The sequence below is a fragment of the Marinobacterium sp. xm-g-48 genome, from assembly GCF_013282925.1.
Lineage (GTDB): Bacteria > Pseudomonadota > Gammaproteobacteria > Pseudomonadales > Balneatricaceae > Marinobacterium_E.
In genome coordinates, this window is the sequence record NZ_WBYQ01000010.1 from 1 (window position 1) to 16,929 (window position 16,929).

The following is a 16,929-nucleotide window of genomic DNA, read 5'->3' on the forward strand; positions in this document are numbered from 1 at the left end:
CCGAAAGGTCCTGGGGTTTTTTGTTTATCAGGCGGCGGTGCCGCCTGTCACTACCTCGCCGCAGGCCATGTGAAAGCCCATGCACCGAAGGTGCGGGGATTAGGCGCCAACGGCGTCGCGAAGCGATTACGAACAGCGTTCGTAACCTATTGTAGGTCATTGCGAACTTCGTACAGGATCTCTGCCAAACCCATCGCGGCCTTTGCAAGACCGCTCCAACGGTTTTAAAAAGTCTCTGCCAACGTCAATAGCGGATGACAGGCTGAAGGCCAGTCACCGGCACTCCGTTAGATAAACCTCGCACCAGTCCATAATCATTGATACACCGCTTCGCGGTGATCGCGGTCTGCCGCTACGCGGCAGTTCGCTCCTACAGTCGGACTTCGTAAAAGATCTCTGCCAACGTCAACAGCGGATGATAGGCTGAAGGCCAGTTACCGGCATTTCGCTAGATAAACATGGCACCAGTCCATAATCACTGATACACCGCTTCGCGGTGATCGCGGTTTGCCGCTTTGCGGCAGTTCGCTCCTACAGTCGGACTTCGTAATACATCTCTGCTAAATTCATCGCGGCCTTCGCAAGACCGCTCCAACGGCTCCTAACTCTCCAACCAAAACGTAACCGGCCCATCATTGGTTAGTGATACTTTCATATCGGCACCAAACTTCCCGGTCGCAACTTTAAGCCCCGTTTTGTTAGCCGCTTCTACAAAGTAGTTGTAGAGCTCTTCACCCAGTGCTGGAGATGCCCCTTTTGAAAAACCCGGTCGTTTGCCCTTGGAGGTTTCGGCTACCAGCGTAAATTGAGAGACCACCAGTAACTCGCCTCCGATATCTTTAAGGCTAAGGTTCATCTTGTCCGATTCATCGCTAAAGATGCGGTAGTTGATTACCTTGTCGAGTAGTTTATCGGCTTTTGATTGGTCATCCTCTTTCTCTACACCGAGTAAAAGAAGTATCCCCTGATCTATTTCACCGATGCAGTTTCCGTCTACGACAACGCTAGCACTGCTGACTCGTTGAATAAGTCCTTTCATTAGCTGGTTAACTCCAGATACTGATCGGTGGCATGAATTAAACGGTCTGTAATGCCCGGCTCAAAGGCTGAGTGTCCGGCATCTCGAACAATATCAAAGTTGGCTTGAGGCAGTTCTTTAGCCAATAGGTGTGCCTGCTCAATAGGGCAAACCATGTCATATCGGCCATGAACAATCCAGGTCGGTATCTTTTTTGATGCGATCACAGTGATTGAGCAGTTGGTTTTCAGACATAAAAGAGTTGTTGGCAAAATAGTGTGCTTCGATACGCGCCATGGCTAATGCGACATGAGGATCACCAAAGTGGTCAACCAAACTAGGGTTAGGATCTAATGTGGAGCAGCGTCCCTCCCAAATAGACCAAGCCTTTGCTGCTGCCATACGCTCTAGTTCATTATCACTGGTCAGAACTTTATAGTAGCTGCTGACCATGTCGTTTCTCTGATCGGCCGGTATCGGTGCTATAAATGATTCCCAATGGTCAGGGAATACATAGCTTGCTCCCTCTTGGTAAAACCACTGAATATCTCTAGGTCGACAGAGGAATATACCTCTTAGAAACAGTGCATTGACTCGCTCTGGGTGAGATTGTGCGTAGGCAAGGCTTAACGTAGAACCCCAACTACCGCCAAATAGTGCCCACTTATCTAGGCCGAGATGGGTACGAATCTTTTCAATATCAGCGATTAAGTGTTCCGTTGTGTTGTTTTCTAAACTGCCATGCGGCGTCGAGCGCCCACAGCCGCGTTGATCAAATAGAATGATTTTGTAATGTTCTGGGTTAAAAAAGCGTCGATGCTCGGGCGAACAACCACCGCCTGGCCCGCCGTGGACGAACAGAATAGGCTCGCCATTGGGGTTGCCTGAAAGCTCTAAAAAGAGGCTGTGCCCTTTGCCTACATCCAGTTGCTCGCTGTGGTAGGCACTTATTTCTGGGTAGAGTGTTCTCATTCTACTGGTAACCCCGCATCTTCTAGGCGTTTCTTACGCAGCTCAATTAATCGATCGATCTCAAATATCTCCTGTGGGCTCGCATCCGTTTTAAGCCCTCCCACAATGGCGTAATTGATACGGGTTTTATGCAGATCAAAGAAGTCGGTCAATGACTTAGCTACCTTTAGTCGATTCTCTGGATAGATTGTGACTAAGTGTTCGGTTAACTCACCCGCTCGTTTGGGCAGCTTTAATACCATCTGTAATGCTACCTCTTCTGCTTTTAGGTGAGCAGATTCCAGTGCAGTTTTTATTAGGTGCTGAGGATCTTTCGGGTTCTGTTTGAGTGCCTCAATCAACAGTTTAAGCGCCGGCTCTGCAATCTCTGCAGCCACGTACTCCTCAAGAGGAGGCACGGATGCAGGGTTGGTTGTGAACTGGTAGGGCTGAGCGGGTTCTAGACGTTCGGTTCGCAAGAAGAGCTTACGCACTAATAAGAAGAGCATCAGCAGTAGATGCAGTGAAATGACGTAGAAGTAGAGCCAAACAGAGCTAAACCACTCCATCATAGCGCCCGCCACGATAGGGCCGACGACACCACCGACGCCTAATAGAATTTGCATCATACTGGTTGCAGGCATCGCCTCTTTACTGTCGATGTGGTCGAACACCTGTGTCACAGCTAGCGGGAAAATAGCGGCCCCAGCGCCCCCTGACAGTAGGAAGAAGAAGGTGACGAACCAGGTGGGTAGAGCGCTGTAAAAATCGATAATGATGACGGCATTTGCACCGACACCAATCATCATTAATACAGCGCCCACCGTACGTTTATCGAAACGATCCGCAAACCAGCCAGTTGGGTATTGTGTCATGAGGCCCCCAAGCAAATAGGAGCCTAAAATGATTGATAGTAGTGTGCCGCTAAAGCCTCGATCGTAAGCGTATAGAGCGATCAGTGATACGCTTGCGGAGCCAATAGAACCCGCCACCAGGCAAGATAGAGTACCTGATGGAGAGACCTTCCATAGTTGCCCAAATGACATTGGGCGGCTTCGGCCAGGTAGCTCGGGTGCTGGCATGCGTGACATCGACATAATAATCAGAGCGATCGCTAATACGGCGCTGATAATACCGAACAGTCTAAAATCACTCTCTTCGAAAATGTTCATCACAAAAGGTGCTGAACCGAATCCGACAGCAAAGAATATCTGGTAGACACTGAACAGTTTACCGCGGTTGCTGCTATCACTGGTGACATTAAGCCAGCTCTCCAGAGTAATAAAACTGGTGATGAAGCAGAAGCCTGCAACGACCCTTAACAGGGAAGTGATGATGAACGATTCAAGAAGTGTGTGCAGTATTGAGACGATCGACAGTGTTGCAGCCATTGTTGCAAAGGCGCGGATATGACCGACGCGGTTGACGACTTTGGCCCCAAACATCCCTGCCAGGATAGAGCCGGCGGCAAACATACCCATAGCAATACCGACTTGTGAAGACTCAATGCCCGCCGACTGCATTCTTAAAGGGAGGATGATAAAGAATAGGTTGTGGCTAAGCGCCATACCAATAATTGAAAAAAGAATAGGGCTGACCCGGTAAAAAATGCTGTTGGTCATTAGGTGGTTCCTAGTTTGTCACTTCAAGATTTCTTGGACTTTAGTTTACTCCGTTTATTTCGTTTGAATATAAAAAAACGGTGCTCAATTTGCATTGGCACCGTTTTATGTTTTGCATTTATTGCAAATTAATTAACGCTTAGCGCGTTTACGCTCATGCTCTTTCAAGAACTTCTTACGAATACGGATGTTCTCAGGTGTTACTTCAACCAACTCATCATCTTCAATGAAGTCTAGAGCCTGCTCTAGAGTAAAGCGGATAGGTGGCGTTAGCACGATGTTCTCATCAGTACCTGAGGCTCGGACGTTGGTTAGCTGCTTACCTTTGGTTGGGTTAACCGTTAGGTCATTCGAGCGGCTATGGATACCAATGACCATGCCTTCGTACACTTCAATGTTTGGACCGATCATGAGGCGACCGCGCTCCTGAAGAGAGAAGAGTGCGTAGCCCAGTACTTTACCGTTAACCATCGAAACCAGTACGCCGTTGTTACGAGTCACCGTCTCACCCTCTTTCACCACACCGTAGTGGTCAAAGATTGAGTTCATGATACCAGTACCAGACGTCATGGTTAGGAATTGGCTACGGAAGCCGATCAAACCGCGAGAAGGGATCATAAAGGTCAGGCGACAGCGGCCTTTGCCGTCAACTTCCATATTCGTCATGTCACCGCGACGCATGCCTAGCTCTTCGATGATCGAGCCCTGGTGCTGCTCTTCAACGTCGATCATAACGATCTCGTAAGGTTCGTGGATTTCGCCATCTACCTCTTTCTGAATTACTTCAGGACGGCTGATGCCAAGTTCGAAGCCTTCACGGCGCATGGTCTCAATCAGTACCGATAGGTGAAGTTCACCACGACCTGATACACGGAATTTCTCAGGGCTATCACCCGGCTCTACACGCAGTGCTACGTTGTGAATCAATTCGCGCTCTAGACGCTCTTTGATGTTACGGCTGGTAACGAATTTGCCCTCTTTACCGGCAAACGGAGAGTCGTTGACCTGGAATGTCATAGAGACGGTTGGCTCATCGACAGAGAGTGCTGGTAGTGCTTCAACAACATCTGGGTGACACAGCGTATCTGAGATGTTGAGTTCGTCTAGACCGGTAATACAGACAATGTCACCTGCTTGTGCACTGTCGACATCGACACGATCAAGACCGTGGTAGCCCATGATCTTAAGGATACGACCTGAACGCATTTTTGCGTGTGAATCGATGACTTTAACAGGCGTGTTGGTAGAGATCTTACCGCGTGAGATACGACCCACACCGATAACACCGACAAAGCTGTTGTAGTCCAACGCAGAGACCTGCATCTGGAATGGACCTTCTGTATCGACGTGAGGCGCATCAACGTGCTTGATGATCGCTTCAAATAGAGGCGTCATATCGTCAGCCATAGCTTCGTGATCATCACCCGCAATACCGTTGATCGCTGAGGCGTAGACAATCGGGAAGTCCAACTGCTCATCGGTAGCGCCTAGGTTGTCGAACAGTTCGAAAACCTGATCCATAACCCAATCTGGACGTGCACCAGGACGGTCGATTTTGTTGATAACAACGATTGGCTTAAGGCCGCGTGCAAAGGCTTTCTGAGTAACGAAGCGTGTTTGTGGCATTGGACCATCAACTGCATCAACAAGCAGAAGGACCGAGTCAACCATCGACATAACACGCTCTACCTCACCACCGAAATCGGCGTGCCCAGGAGTATCGACGATGTTGATGCGGTAGTCGTTCCAAGTGATGGCGGTGTTTTTGGCAAGGATGGTGATGCCACGCTCTTTCTCTTGGTCGTTTGAGTCCATGACGCGCTCAGCGCCTTCATCACGACGGCCAAGGGTACCTGACTGCTCTAGAAGTTTATCAACTAGGGTGGTTTTGCCATGGTCGACGTGTGCGATGATGGCGATATTGCGAAGATTTTCGATCACGAGGTGAGTCTCATTAATTAAAGATGCGCGGATTATACGCGTCGAGCGTGATCAAGGCGAATTAATAGCCAATAAATTTGGACCATATGAACAATTGTTAGAAGCGAATCTAGTGCAAAATTTTTTGGCTGGAGTATCATATTGGCACACATCGACAGACTAGTAATAGTTTAAAGCACCATTGTGGTGCGTATGTTTTAGGTGTGCATCAAATTGGTGCGTTTATTGTCATTGGTGATTCGTTGCTGATGCGGTAAATCACCGTAAATAAAGACTTTTTTCGAGTTGGCATACTGTTTGCTAGCTCGTTAGGAAGACTGAGCTTGCATGGTGCAGGCTTAAACCCAAGGCTACTAGTCTGGCAATATCTGATAATGGAGAGAGCCATAATGTCTGAACAGACACTAAATCTGATCAAAGAAACTGACGCGAAGTGGATCGACCTTCGCTTTACAGACTCTAAAGGTAAAGAGCAGCACGTAACTATCCCAGTTCACGAAATGGGTGACGACTTCTTCGAAGACGGCAAAATGTTTGATGGCTCATCTATCCAAGGTTGGAAGGGTATTAACGACTCTGACATGATCCTTCGTCCAGATGACTCTTCATCTATCGTTGATCCATTCTCTGAAGATGCAACAGTCATCATCCGTTGTGACATCGTTGAGCCTGCTACAGGTCTTGGTTACGAGCGTGATCCACGTTCTGTTGCTAAGCGTGCAGAAGAGTACCTGAAATCAACAGGTATCGCTGACAGCGCTATGTTCGGTCCAGAGCCAGAGTTCTTCGTATTTGACGAAGTTCACTTCCACTCTGACATGTCTGGTTGTGGCTACACTGTATCTTCTGAAGAAGCTGCATGGTCTTCTAACAGCAAATTCGAAGGCGGTAACACAGGTCACCGTCCACGCGTTAAAGGCGGTTACTTCCCAGTACCACCAGTAGACTCTCTACACGATCTTCGTGCTGCAATGTGTGACGCGATGACAGCGATGGGTCTGCACGTAGAAGTACACCACCACGAAGTAGCAACTGCTGGTCAGTGTGAAATCGGTGTGGCAGGTAACACCCTTGTTAAGAAAGCTGACGAAGTTCAGATTCTTAAGTACGCAGTTCACAACGTTGCTCACGCTTACGGTAAAACAGCTACGTTCATGCCTAAGCCAATCGTTGGTGACAACGGCTCTGGTATGCACGTTCACCAGTCTCTATCTAAAGGCGGTGTTAACATCTTCGCTGGCGACGCATACGCGGGCCTATCTGAAGAAGCTCTTTACTACATCGGCGGTATCATCAAGCACGCTAAAGCGCTTAACGCTCTATGTAACCCAGGTACTAACTCGTACAAGCGTCTTGTTCCAGGCTTCGAAGCACCAGTTATGCTAGCTTACTCAGCTCGTAACCGTTCAGCTTCTATCCGTATCCCATACGTAACTAGCCCTAAAGGCCGTCGTATCGAGACACGCTTCCCTGATCCAATCGCTAACCCATACCTAGCGTTCTCTGCGCTAATGATGGCGGGTCTTGACGGTATCCAGAACAAGATCCACCCTGGCGATGCAGCAGACAAAGACCTTTACGATCTACCAGCTGAAGAAGCTGCTCAGATCCCACAGGTTTGTTCTTCACTAGAAGAAGCTCTGGACGCTCTAGAAGCTGATCACGAGTTCCTAACTCGCGGCGGCGTATTCACTGAAGACATGCTAAACGCTTACATCGAACTTAAGCGTGAAGAGTGTGCTCAAGTGAGCCAGACAACTCACCCAATCGAATACGATCTTTACTACTCAGTTTAAGATCTTATCGATTCAAAAAACCCGGCACCTGCCGGGTTTTTTATGTCCAGGATGGACGGTATCCTGCAGGCGCATGGATGCGCAGGAGCAGGGTATGCCAGGACGAACAGTATCCTGCAGGCGCATGGATGCGCACAAAACACCTCGCACCAAAATGGTGCATAATATCTTCATATATGCCATTCTATTGTGCATGCTAAAACTCAAAAGCCCGTGGTTACTGGGTTTCGCTGAGTTGGCAACCTTTTTGCTTATTAAGTAGAGCTATTAAGGCTTAACGCTAGAGTAGAGCTGTTAAGTCATCAAAACCCTTGGGAATACCTAATGTTCGGATCGCAACAGTACAAATTGATTCTTGAAAACCTCAATACGGCTGTATTGGTACTGGGGCAGAAGTTCGAGTTGAAGTATATGAATCCGGCCGCTGAGGTTCTGTTAGAGGGTAGCTTTAAACGCTTAAAAAATTCACACATCGAGTATCTCTTTATTGGTTCCGAAGAGGAGCTCAAGCTATTAGAGAGTGTCTCTGCGACGGGACAGCATGTCAGTAAACGCGAAGCCGCTCTGATTACCTTTGGTGGTAACGAGTTGATGACGGATTACACCATCTCAAGGTTACCGAATGGGTTTCTACTGATGGAGTTGCACCCACGTGATCGCCTGGTTCGAATTGAGCGTGAAGAGGAGATGTTGAATCGACATGCCACCGCCAAAGTGCTTGTGCGTGGCTTGGCACATGAGATCAAGAACCCGTTGGGCGGGATTCGCGGCTCTGCACAGTTGCTAGAGCGCGAGCTGGATGATGAGGGGCTTAAAGAGTTCACCGGAATTATCATCGATGAAGCGGATCGGTTAAGAAATCTGGTGGATCGTCTGATGGGGCCTTACAAGAAGCCCAACATACACCCGGTGAACATTCACGAGGTGCTCGAGCGTGTGCGTGCTCTGATTGAAGTTGAAAGCGAGCAAGAGATTCAGTTGGTTCGTGACTACGACCCAAGTCTGCCGGAGTTTAACGGCGACAGTGAACAGTTGATCCAAGCGGTTTTAAACATCTGCAGAAATGCGATGCAGGCCCTGAAAGAGTCTGAAACAGCCGCTCCGCAAATCCGTATGAAAACACGAGCGCTCAGACGAATTACGCTGGGCGCAGAGCAGCATCGACTGGTCTGCTGCGTAGAGATTATCGATAACGGTCCGGGCATACCAAAGGATCTTTTAGATTCCGTGTTCTATCCGATGGTGACCGGTCGTGCGGAAGGGTCTGGGTTGGGACTATCGATTGCCCAATCTGTTATTGGTCAGCACCAGGGTTTAATCGAGGTCGCCTCGAAACCCAGTACAACAAATTTTAAAATTTTAATTCCTTTGGAGAGTTGAGATGGCTAAGCCAGCAACCGTTTGGATAGTAGATGATGATCGCTCAATACGTTGGGTTTTAGAGAAAGCGATCTCTGGCAGTGGCTTGGCGACAGAAGTGTTTGAGTCGGGCGATGCGTTGCTGCGTAAAATTAAGCGTGAACAGCCTGATGTGATTATCAGCGATATTCGTATGCCGGGCATTGATGGTCTTGAGATGCTAGAGCAGCTTCAAGCTGATTATGCAGACATTCCGACTATCATCATGACCGCTCACTCAGATTTAGATTCCGCGGTTGCCTCTTATCAAGGTGGTGCCTTTGAGTACTTGCCTAAGCCATTTGATATTGATGAGGCGGTAGCGCTGGTTCAGCGAGCGGTGCAGCACGTTGAAGAGCAGCGTCAACAAACCGAAGTGATTGTTGAAGATGATACACCTGAGATCATTGGTGAGGCGCCGGCTATGCAGGAGGTGTTCCGTGCCATTGGTCGTCTGTCTCATTCCCCGATTACTGTATTGATCAATGGTGAGTCTGGTACAGGTAAAGAGCTGGTGGCCCATGCTCTGCATCGCCACAGTCCGCGTGCGGGTAATGAGTTTATTCCATTGAACATGGCGGCTATTCCACATGACTTGATTGAGTCTGAACTGTTCGGGCATGAAAAGGGTGCCTTTACCGGAGCTCAAGCTTCGCGCCGTGGCCGTTTTGAACAGGCCGATGGTGGCACACTGTTCCTTGATGAGATCGGCGATATGCCTGCGGATACTCAAACTCGACTCTTGCGTGTTCTTGCTGACGGTGAGTTCTACCGTGTCGGTGGTCATACACCGGTTAAAGTTGATGTTCGAATCATTGCAGCTACCCACCAAAATCTCGAAAACCTCGTTAAAGAGGGCAAGTTTCGTGAGGATCTGTTCCACCGTCTAAACGTGATTCGAGTTCACATCCCCTCGTTAAATGAGCGTCGTGAAGATATTCCTCGTCTCGCTCGCCACTTTTTGTCACGTTCGGCGAAAGAGCTGGGCGTTGAGACTAAGATTCTTAAGCCGGAAACAGAGCGTTTTCTGCGCGATCTGACTTGGCCAGGTAATGTGCGACAGCTGGAAAACACCTGTCGCTGGATTACCGTGATGGCGTCTGGTCGAGAGGTTCTTGTCTCTGATTTACCACCAGAGCTTCTAGAGTCCTCAAATGAACGCCCTGTTGTTCATGGTAATTGGGAACAAGCACTGCGTGGCTGGGCTGATCAGCGTCTCTTTGAAGGGGAGAGGGGCATCCTCAAAGAGGCTGAACGTCAGTTTGAGCAGGTGTTGATAGAGACTGCGCTTAAACATACGGGTGGCCGTAAACGTGATGCGTCTGAACTTTTAGGCTGGGGGCGAAATACCCTAACCCGCAAGCTAAAAGAGCTGGGTATTGAGGCGGATTAGAGTCGCTTAATGCTACAATCGGCATCTAACAGTTTAGGTGCCGATATGCTTCACGTTGCTCTTTACGAACCCGAGATACCACCCAATACCGGAAATATTATTCGCCTGTGTGCTAACACGGGTTTCTCCCTTCATTTGATTAAACCCCTCGGCTTTGAGCTGGATGATAAGCGCCTGCGCAGAGCGGGATTGGATTATGCCGAGTTTGCCTCTATGAAAGTTCATGAGTCATTAGAAGCCTGTATTCAATCAGTCTCCCCAAGAAAAGTATGGTCGATGACGACCAAAACGGATCGCGCCTATACCGATGCTGATTTTGCATCGGGTGATATGATTCTATTGGGCCCGGAGACACGGGGTCTGCCTCAGAGTGTCATCGATTCGACCGATGCAATTACCTTGCCGATGTGCCCTGATTCACGCAGTTTGAATCTGTCTAATGCCTGTGCCATTGTTGTTTATGAGGCGTGGCGGCAGCTCTCTTTTGCGGGAGCCAAGTAGCTAAGGTCTGAGGTGGTTAGGCTTGCTTAAGGGGCTGAGTGTTGGGTATGGAGTGAAGCCATCTCGACACCCGCTAGGCGTAAGCAGATCTGTCCAATTATTAACCAGGGGTCGGTCGGTAGTTGTCCTTTAACGGCCTGATCACCTTGTCCACAAAGTCGCAGTAACTGCTCAATCTCCGAGACTTTAATCTGACGACTGGCATTGCGAATAGCGGTTTTACGTTTGCTAAACAGTCTCAGTCTGTTCGCAATCGTATCGTAATTCTTCCCTTCTGATATCTCTGTAATCACGCTGCTTAGCGTGCGCAACTCACGTGAAATGGCCCAGAGTATGAAGGTCGGTTCGACACCCTCTTGTCTTAGCGCCTGCAGAATGTGTTGTACTCTTGCAGGTTGTCTTTGTATCGCCGCATCTGCAAGTGCAAAGGCATCAAATCGTGACATGTCGCCAACCGCCTCGGCAACCTGGTTGGCATCAAGGGTTTGGTTGGGGTAGAGCAGAGAGAGCTTCTCTAACTCTTGTTGTGCCGCGAGTAGGTTGCCCTCTACACGATCGGCTAAGACGCCGATCGCCTCTTGATCCATAGAGATTGGAAAAGATTGAAGGCGTGTCGCTAGCCAGCGCGGGAGTTGGTCAACTTCAATGGGCCAGATTTCAACCACTAGCCCGAGCTTTTCGACCAGCTTGAACCAGGCGCTCTTTTTCGCACCGGCATCGAGTCGATCAGCCAAAATGAATATCACCGTATCGGGCGCAGGGTTCTCTAGATAGCGTTGTAGCAGATCTGATTCGGCTTTTTTGATCTTTTGTGAACCGAGTCGTAACTCAATAATTTTGCGCTCTGCAAATAGAGAGAGGCTATTGGCGGCCTCCATCAGGCTGTCCCAGTTAAAGCTGGAATCGATGTGATAGAGCTCTCGTTCAGTGAATTCTAGACCGCGAAGATGGGCTCGAATGGCGTCACAGCTTTCGTCGTGTTGAAGTGTTTCGTCCCCGGTTACAAGGTAGACCGGTAGCGCAGTATTTAGCTTGTTGAGCTGCTGAGGTAGCTGATCAACTCTAACTTTCATAGGTTAGCGCGGAACGAAACTTAGGTATTGGCGAATAATCTGTTCAGCCAGTGCACGATTGATCTCTGAGCGGTAGCGCGCTTCCAGAGTCTCTTGCGCCAAGGTGTCTGAAGTTTCGGTAACACTGCGTTGAACATTGACTCGGCGCTCAATGGCGGGCGCTGTGTTATCACCTTGATAGATGGCAAATTGAGCTTCACCGCTCAATTCGTACTCTTGTGCATCTGCATTGGCATCAAGAATCACCGCGCGGCGATTGTAGCGTGCCGATTCAACGATCAGTTTAAGCTTAGCTCGGGATGTTAGGGTCACGCCGTTGCGTTGCAGTTGAGTTGTCAGCTCTCTGCCTAACGAAGTGGGCTGTGTGGTGTTTTCGACCAGAGTTAATTGCTGTAACGCTGGTGGTACCTCATAAAGCCCTTTTAGGTGGAAGCCACAAGCTGTTAGAAACAGCATGGCGAAACCTGCAACGAACGTACGTGACAACTTCATCTTTTACTCCTAACTGACGACGATGTTGACCAGTTTGCCTGGTACAACAATCTCTTTGCGCAGCGTTAGGCCTTCCATGTATTTCTGAACATTAGCTTCAGCCAGGGCCAGTTGCAAAATTGTGTCCTTATCGGCATCGGCGGCAACATTGATACGAGCACGAAGTTTGCCATTAACCTGCACAATCATCTCGATGTTATCACGTACCAAAGCGGATTCATCAACGCTTGGCCAGCTATCATTTTGGCTTGCACCCGTCAGTTCAGTCAGCAGCTGATCGGCTGCGTGTGGAATGATCGGGGACAACAGCTGGACAGCAGCGCTAAGCGCTTCTTGTTTACAAGCACGTCCTTGCTCGGAGTCATCGTTGAATCGACCGATACTGTTTGAAAGCTCCATGACAGCGGCAATGGCTGTATTGAATGTCTGGCGGCGCTCAATATCATCCGTCACTTTTTGGATGGTTTCATGAGTCTTACGGCGCAGCTCTTTCTGCCCATCATTCAGCTTGGACGTGTCTAAAGTTGATGCTGGGCCGGCTGCGATATGGTCGTGTGCCTGTTTCCAGAGACGTTTGATGAAACGGTGTGCACCTTCCACACCTGAGTCAGACCACTCTAGTGACTGTTCTGGTGGTGCCGCAAACATCATGAATAGACGAACCGTATCGGCGCCGTATCGATCGATCATAACCTGAGGGTCGATGCCGTTGTTTTTCGACTTAGACATCTTGGACATGCCGTCGTGAATCAGCGTTTTACCCGTCTCTTTATGAGTGGCTTTGGTCACACGACCTTTCTCGTCTGTCTCAGTCTCTACATCAACCGGTGAGATCCAAACCTTACCGCCCTGTTCATCTTCGTAGTAGTAGCCATCGGCTAGAACCATGCCCTGACAGAGTAGGCGAGTGAAAGGTTCATCAGAGTTTACTAGACCCTCGTCACGCAGTAGTTTGTGATAGAAGCGTGAGTAGAGTAGGTGCAAAATAGCGTGCTCGATACCACCGATGTACTGATCAACAGGGAGCCAGTAGTTGGCTGCTTGAGGATCCAGCATCGCACTGTCTGAGTAACGGCTTGCATAGCGAGCAAAGTACCAACTTGACTCCATGAAGGTGTCGAAGGTATCCGTTTCGCGTTCTGCATCTGCGCCACACTTTGGACAGCTTGTTTTGATGAAGCTCTCCATCTTTTTAATCGGTGAACCGACGCCGTCGAAGGTTACCTCTTCTGGCAGAAGCACAGGCAGCTGATCTTCAGGTACGGGTACTGATCCACAGCTATTACAATTAACAACCGGGATCGGTGCGCCCCAGTAGCGTTGGCGTGAAACACCCCAATCGCGAAGGCGGAAGTTGATGGTTGTATGACCGCGACCTTTGTTGTTCAGTTCAGTCGCAATGGCTTTAAACGCCATTTCGAACTCTAGATCGTCAAAGTCACCCGAGTTGCACAGAACGCCTTTCTCTGTGAACGCTTCTTGCGTCAAGTCGACAGTCTGATCGTCGGACAGAGGCTTGATGACCTGTTTGATGTTCAGTCCGTATTTGGTTGCAAACTCCCAGTCACGTTGGTCGTGTCCAGGAACCGCCATGACAGCGCCTGAGCCGTAATCCATCAGAACAAAGTTTGCTGTCCAAACAGGCACCATTTCACCAGTGAGAGGGTGAGTGGCTTCGATGCCCAATGGCATGCCGCGTTTTTCCATCATCGCCATGTCAGCTTCGGCGACTTTTTGGTGACGACACTCATCAATAAAGCTAGCAAGTTCTGGGTTATTTTCGGCTGCTTCAAGTGCTAGAGGGTGTTGTGGTGCAACGGCAACATAGGTAACACCCATCAGCGTATCAGGGCGGGTTGTGAAGACCTCTAGATCACCTTTGTTAGGCACCGCAAATTTCAGCTCAACCCCTTTAGAGCGGCCGATCCAGTTGCGCTGCATGGTGCGGACCTGCTCTGGCCAATGATCCAGCTTCTCTAGATCTTCCAGTAGTTGGTCTGCGTAGTCAGTAATTTTCAGGAACCATTGAGGGATTTTCTTACGCTCAACAATCGCACCAGAGCGCCAACCGCGACCATCGATCACTTGCTCGTTAGCCAGAACGGTTTGGTCAACTGGGTCCCAGTTCACCTCGGCCTCTTTTTTGTAGACCAGGCCTTTCTCAAGAAGACGAGTAAAGAACCACTGCTCCCAACGGTAGTACTCCGGGTGGCAGGTCGCTAGCTCGCGATCCCAGTCGTAACCAAAGCCCATCTGTTTAAGCTGATTACGCATGTAATCGATATTGCTGTAGGTCCAGTTAGCAGGAGGCACATTGTTTTTAAGTGCAGCGTTTTCAGCTGGTAGGCCAAAGGCGTCCCAACCCATAGGCTGAAGAACGTTTTTTCCCTGCATGCGCTGGTATCGAGAGACGACATCACCGATGGTGTAGTTACGTACGTGGCCCATGTGCAGGCGACCACTTGGGTAAGGGAACATCGAGAGGCAGTAAAACTTCTCTTTGCTGGAATCCTCTTCAACGTTGAATGCGCCGGATTCTTCCCACTGCTGCTGGACTTTTGGTTCAATATCCTGGGGTTGGTACTGTTCGTTCATCGGTCTCTATATTCTGCAAACATAAAAACGGCATCATTGTTCTTGGAGCAAATTACTTTGCTAAGAAATGACACCGCTCAATGGTTATTTCATTAATACTGTTCAATACTGCATAGGATACATCAGATGCGGTCGCGCCGACAGGTTTGGCTGCTGAATAATCCGCTCTTAAAAGGAGTTTGCTTATGAGTGATACAAACCAAGATAAGCTCGATTCTGGCCGTTATGATCAATTGGTCGATCAAGTGATGGATTCTCTCGATGGTGCCAGTGAAGTGACGCTTGAGAAACTTACCTTAGCGGTCAATGAAGCGGTTGATCTGGAGCAGACAGCACTTGAAATGTCTGCAGATGAAGCAGCCCTGCTAAAAGCCTACCTAATGCGTGATCTGAAGCAATTCTCAATCGGTGTTCAAAAGGTCGGCGGAGCGCTGGCTGATTGGTTGGAGTTGGACCTTGCTGTGTTGGAGAAGGGAATTGTCGATCGCTTGATGAGAGTGGCCGATAAAACCCGTATCGAACAAGAGTTACTCCGTGAGCAGTTGAGTCATGGTGAAGCGCACTACGCCGCCGGTGAAATCGCGCTACCTGGACAGTTTGTCTGTACACAGTGTGGAGCTAAGCAGATGCTGAGCGAGAGTCAAAAATTACAGCCTTGTCGTGACTGTTCAGCGGTTCTGTTTGAACGAGCGATGTCTAAATAGCGCGGCTAATAACAGTGCTGCAGCAAGGATAAGCGCTGGCCACAACCCCAACTGTTGATAGGGGGTTTGGCCCATGCTTGGGGCGATCTCATGGGTTAGGATCGCCGTCTCGAATCTGGGTGCGGTCGCTAAGACTTGACCCTTGGCATCAATGAATCCTGATATGCCGTTGTTGGTGGCTCTTATCACGGGCCTACCATTTTCGATAGCACGCATTCTGGCGATCTCAAAGTGCTGATCTGGGCCATGAGATCCGCCGAACCAGGTGTCATTAGAGAGCGTCAGAATCATGTCACTCTGATTGGCATTCTCTCTGACCAACTCTGGGTAGGCGATCTCATAACAGATTGCGCCCGCCAGCGACCCCTGAGGTGTCTCTACCTGAAAAGTTGGTTGTTCTGGCAAGCTAAAGCTAGACATGGGGAGATCAAAAAAGGCGATCAGCCCTCGCAACTGATTTTCAAAGGGAATGTACTCCCCAAAAGGGACCAGTCTCTGTTTGTCGTACAGGCTGATTTTACCCGTCAACGTGCCCACCGAGTTGTGGTACAGGTTTCGTTGTTGGCTCTCACTCCACTCTTTTCTTGGGAAACCTGAAATTAACGTGGTGCCTTGTTGGTTGAGGATCTCCACTAGCGGACTGATCTGGTTGATGGCGCGGCCTATTAATTTGGGTACGGCGGTCTCAGGCCAAATGAGTAGATCGGTAGCGGGCGCTTGGACGCTTAAATTAATAATGTTCTGTATGTGTCGATCAACTTGCTCAATTTGCCACTTAGACTCTTGGGCTAAATTGGGCTGTATTAATGTGATCGAGACGGTCTTTTCTGAACTCTCTGTCCAGTGTGACGGAATAAGGTAAGAGGCACCTAATATCGCAAGGATCAGTAGGAGAGGGGTCGGTTTTTTACGGTGGATGACATGGGAAGCCGAGACAGCAATGATCAGAACCATCGCCGACACTAGCCACACGCCGCCGATCGGGGCTAATGAGATAAGTGGTGTATCGATGAACGCATAGCCGATGAGCAGCCAAGGGAAGCCGGTAAATAGCCAGCTTCTCACCCATTCAAACAAGATCCAAAGAGCGACAAATCCTGGTGCTGAGCCGTCAGTAAACAGGCGTTTGTAGAGCCAAATTTGTGCGGCAAAGAGTATCGCTAACGCGCCAGTGAACATGAGAGTCATCAGTGCGGCGGCTAAAACACCCATGCCACCGTGTAAGTGAATACTCACATAGACCCAAGAGACACCGGCGGTGAAGTATCCCAAACCATAGAGCCAACCCATCAGGAACGCTGAATCGGATTTAAGGGTCAGCAAGTAGAGGGTGGCAATAGAGACAATCGCTAATAGCGGGTAACTAAAAGGGGCAAAAGCGAGTGTCGCTATTGCCCCTGCAGCAACCGCCAAAGTCCTATTCACAAGAGGCTGGAGCAGCATCA

14 protein-coding genes are annotated in these 16,929 nt (G+C 49.3%); 5 read left to right on the forward strand and 9 right to left on the reverse strand.

Translation table 11 applies throughout. The features are described 5' to 3' along the window. Positions 1-601: 601 nt before the first annotated feature. The 5 genes from dtd to typA all read right to left on the reverse strand — a co-directional run bounded on the left by dtd (position 602) and on the right by typA (position 5,532). Positions 602-1,039, reverse strand: coding sequence for a D-aminoacyl-tRNA deacylase (gene dtd / locus XMG48_RS11410; RefSeq protein ID WP_173482207.1), 438 nt, complete (start codon positions 1,037-1,039; stop codon positions 602-604). Next, positions 1,039-1,194: a hypothetical protein gene (locus XMG48_RS12235; protein ID WP_254443661.1), complete on the reverse strand. Its 156-nt coding sequence runs from the start codon at positions 1,192-1,194 to the stop codon at positions 1,039-1,041. The genes dtd and XMG48_RS12235 overlap by 1 nt, the downstream gene beginning before the upstream one ends. A 1-nt stretch (position 1,195) precedes the next feature. Further along, positions 1,196-1,990, reverse strand: a complete 795-nt coding sequence (gene pip / locus XMG48_RS11415) for a prolyl aminopeptidase (RefSeq protein ID WP_254443663.1) — start codon at positions 1,988-1,990, stop codon at positions 1,196-1,198. Continuing rightward, on the reverse strand, positions 1,987-3,591 hold the full coding sequence (locus tag XMG48_RS11420; protein WP_173482208.1) for an MFS transporter: 1,605 nt from the start codon (positions 3,589-3,591) through the stop codon (positions 1,987-1,989). The genes pip and XMG48_RS11420 overlap by 4 nt, the downstream gene beginning before the upstream one ends. 132 nt (positions 3,592-3,723) lie before the next feature. Continuing rightward, positions 3,724-5,532: a translational GTPase TypA gene (gene typA / locus XMG48_RS11425; RefSeq protein ID WP_173482209.1), complete on the reverse strand. Its 1,809-nt coding sequence runs from the start codon at positions 5,530-5,532 to the stop codon at positions 3,724-3,726. A gap of 389 nt (positions 5,533-5,921) precedes the next feature. On the opposite strand from typA, the gene glnA reads away from it, so the two are divergent. The 4 genes from glnA to trmL all read left to right on the forward strand — a co-directional run bounded on the left by glnA (position 5,922) and on the right by trmL (position 10,620). Continuing rightward, complete coding sequence (glnA, locus tag XMG48_RS11430; protein WP_173482210.1) at positions 5,922-7,328, forward strand: glutamate--ammonia ligase; 1,407 nt, start codon at positions 5,922-5,924, stop codon at positions 7,326-7,328. A gap of 324 nt (positions 7,329-7,652) precedes the next feature. Next, positions 7,653-8,708, forward strand: coding sequence for a nitrogen regulation protein NR(II) (gene glnL, locus XMG48_RS11435; protein ID WP_173482211.1), 1,056 nt, complete (start codon positions 7,653-7,655; stop codon positions 8,706-8,708). 1 nt (position 8,709) lies between these two features. Continuing rightward, complete coding sequence (glnG, locus tag XMG48_RS11440; protein ID WP_173482212.1) at positions 8,710-10,119, forward strand: nitrogen regulation protein NR(I); 1,410 nt, start codon at positions 8,710-8,712, stop codon at positions 10,117-10,119. Between the two features lie 45 nt (positions 10,120-10,164). Further along, positions 10,165-10,620, forward strand: coding sequence for a tRNA (uridine(34)/cytosine(34)/5-carboxymethylaminomethyluridine(34)-2'-O)-methyltransferase TrmL (gene trmL / locus XMG48_RS11445; protein ID WP_173482245.1), 456 nt, complete (start codon positions 10,165-10,167; stop codon positions 10,618-10,620). Between the two features lie 26 nt (positions 10,621-10,646). Here the strand turns inward: trmL and holA are convergent, their stop codons facing one another. From holA to leuS, 3 genes are read right to left on the reverse strand one after another with little or no spacing between them, the layout of a single operon-like run. Continuing rightward, positions 10,647-11,693 carry a DNA polymerase III subunit delta gene (gene holA / locus XMG48_RS11450; RefSeq protein WP_173482213.1) on the reverse strand — a complete coding sequence of 349 codons (1,047 nt, stop codon included), beginning with the start codon at positions 11,691-11,693 and terminating at the stop codon, positions 10,647-10,649. 3 nt (positions 11,694-11,696) lie between these two features. Further along, positions 11,697-12,185: an LPS assembly lipoprotein LptE gene (gene lptE, locus XMG48_RS11455; protein ID WP_173482214.1), complete on the reverse strand. Its 489-nt coding sequence runs from the start codon at positions 12,183-12,185 to the stop codon at positions 11,697-11,699. 9 nt (positions 12,186-12,194) lie between these two features. Continuing rightward, on the reverse strand, positions 12,195-14,780 hold the full coding sequence (leuS, locus tag XMG48_RS11460) for a leucine--tRNA ligase (RefSeq protein WP_173482215.1): 2,586 nt from the start codon (positions 14,778-14,780) through the stop codon (positions 12,195-12,197). 185 nt (positions 14,781-14,965) lie between these two features. Between leuS and XMG48_RS11465 the strand changes: the two genes are divergently transcribed. Then, a complete protein-coding gene (locus XMG48_RS11465) occupies positions 14,966-15,484 on the forward strand; it encodes a metalloendopeptidase (RefSeq protein WP_173482216.1) in 519 nt (172 codons plus the stop codon). Here XMG48_RS11465 and lnt read toward each other — a convergent pair. Beyond that, on the reverse strand, positions 15,449-16,927 hold the full coding sequence (gene lnt / locus XMG48_RS11470; RefSeq protein WP_173482217.1) for an apolipoprotein N-acyltransferase: 1,479 nt from the start codon (positions 16,925-16,927) through the stop codon (positions 15,449-15,451). The genes XMG48_RS11465 and lnt overlap by 36 nt on opposite strands. Between the last annotated feature and the right edge of the window lie 2 nt (positions 16,928-16,929).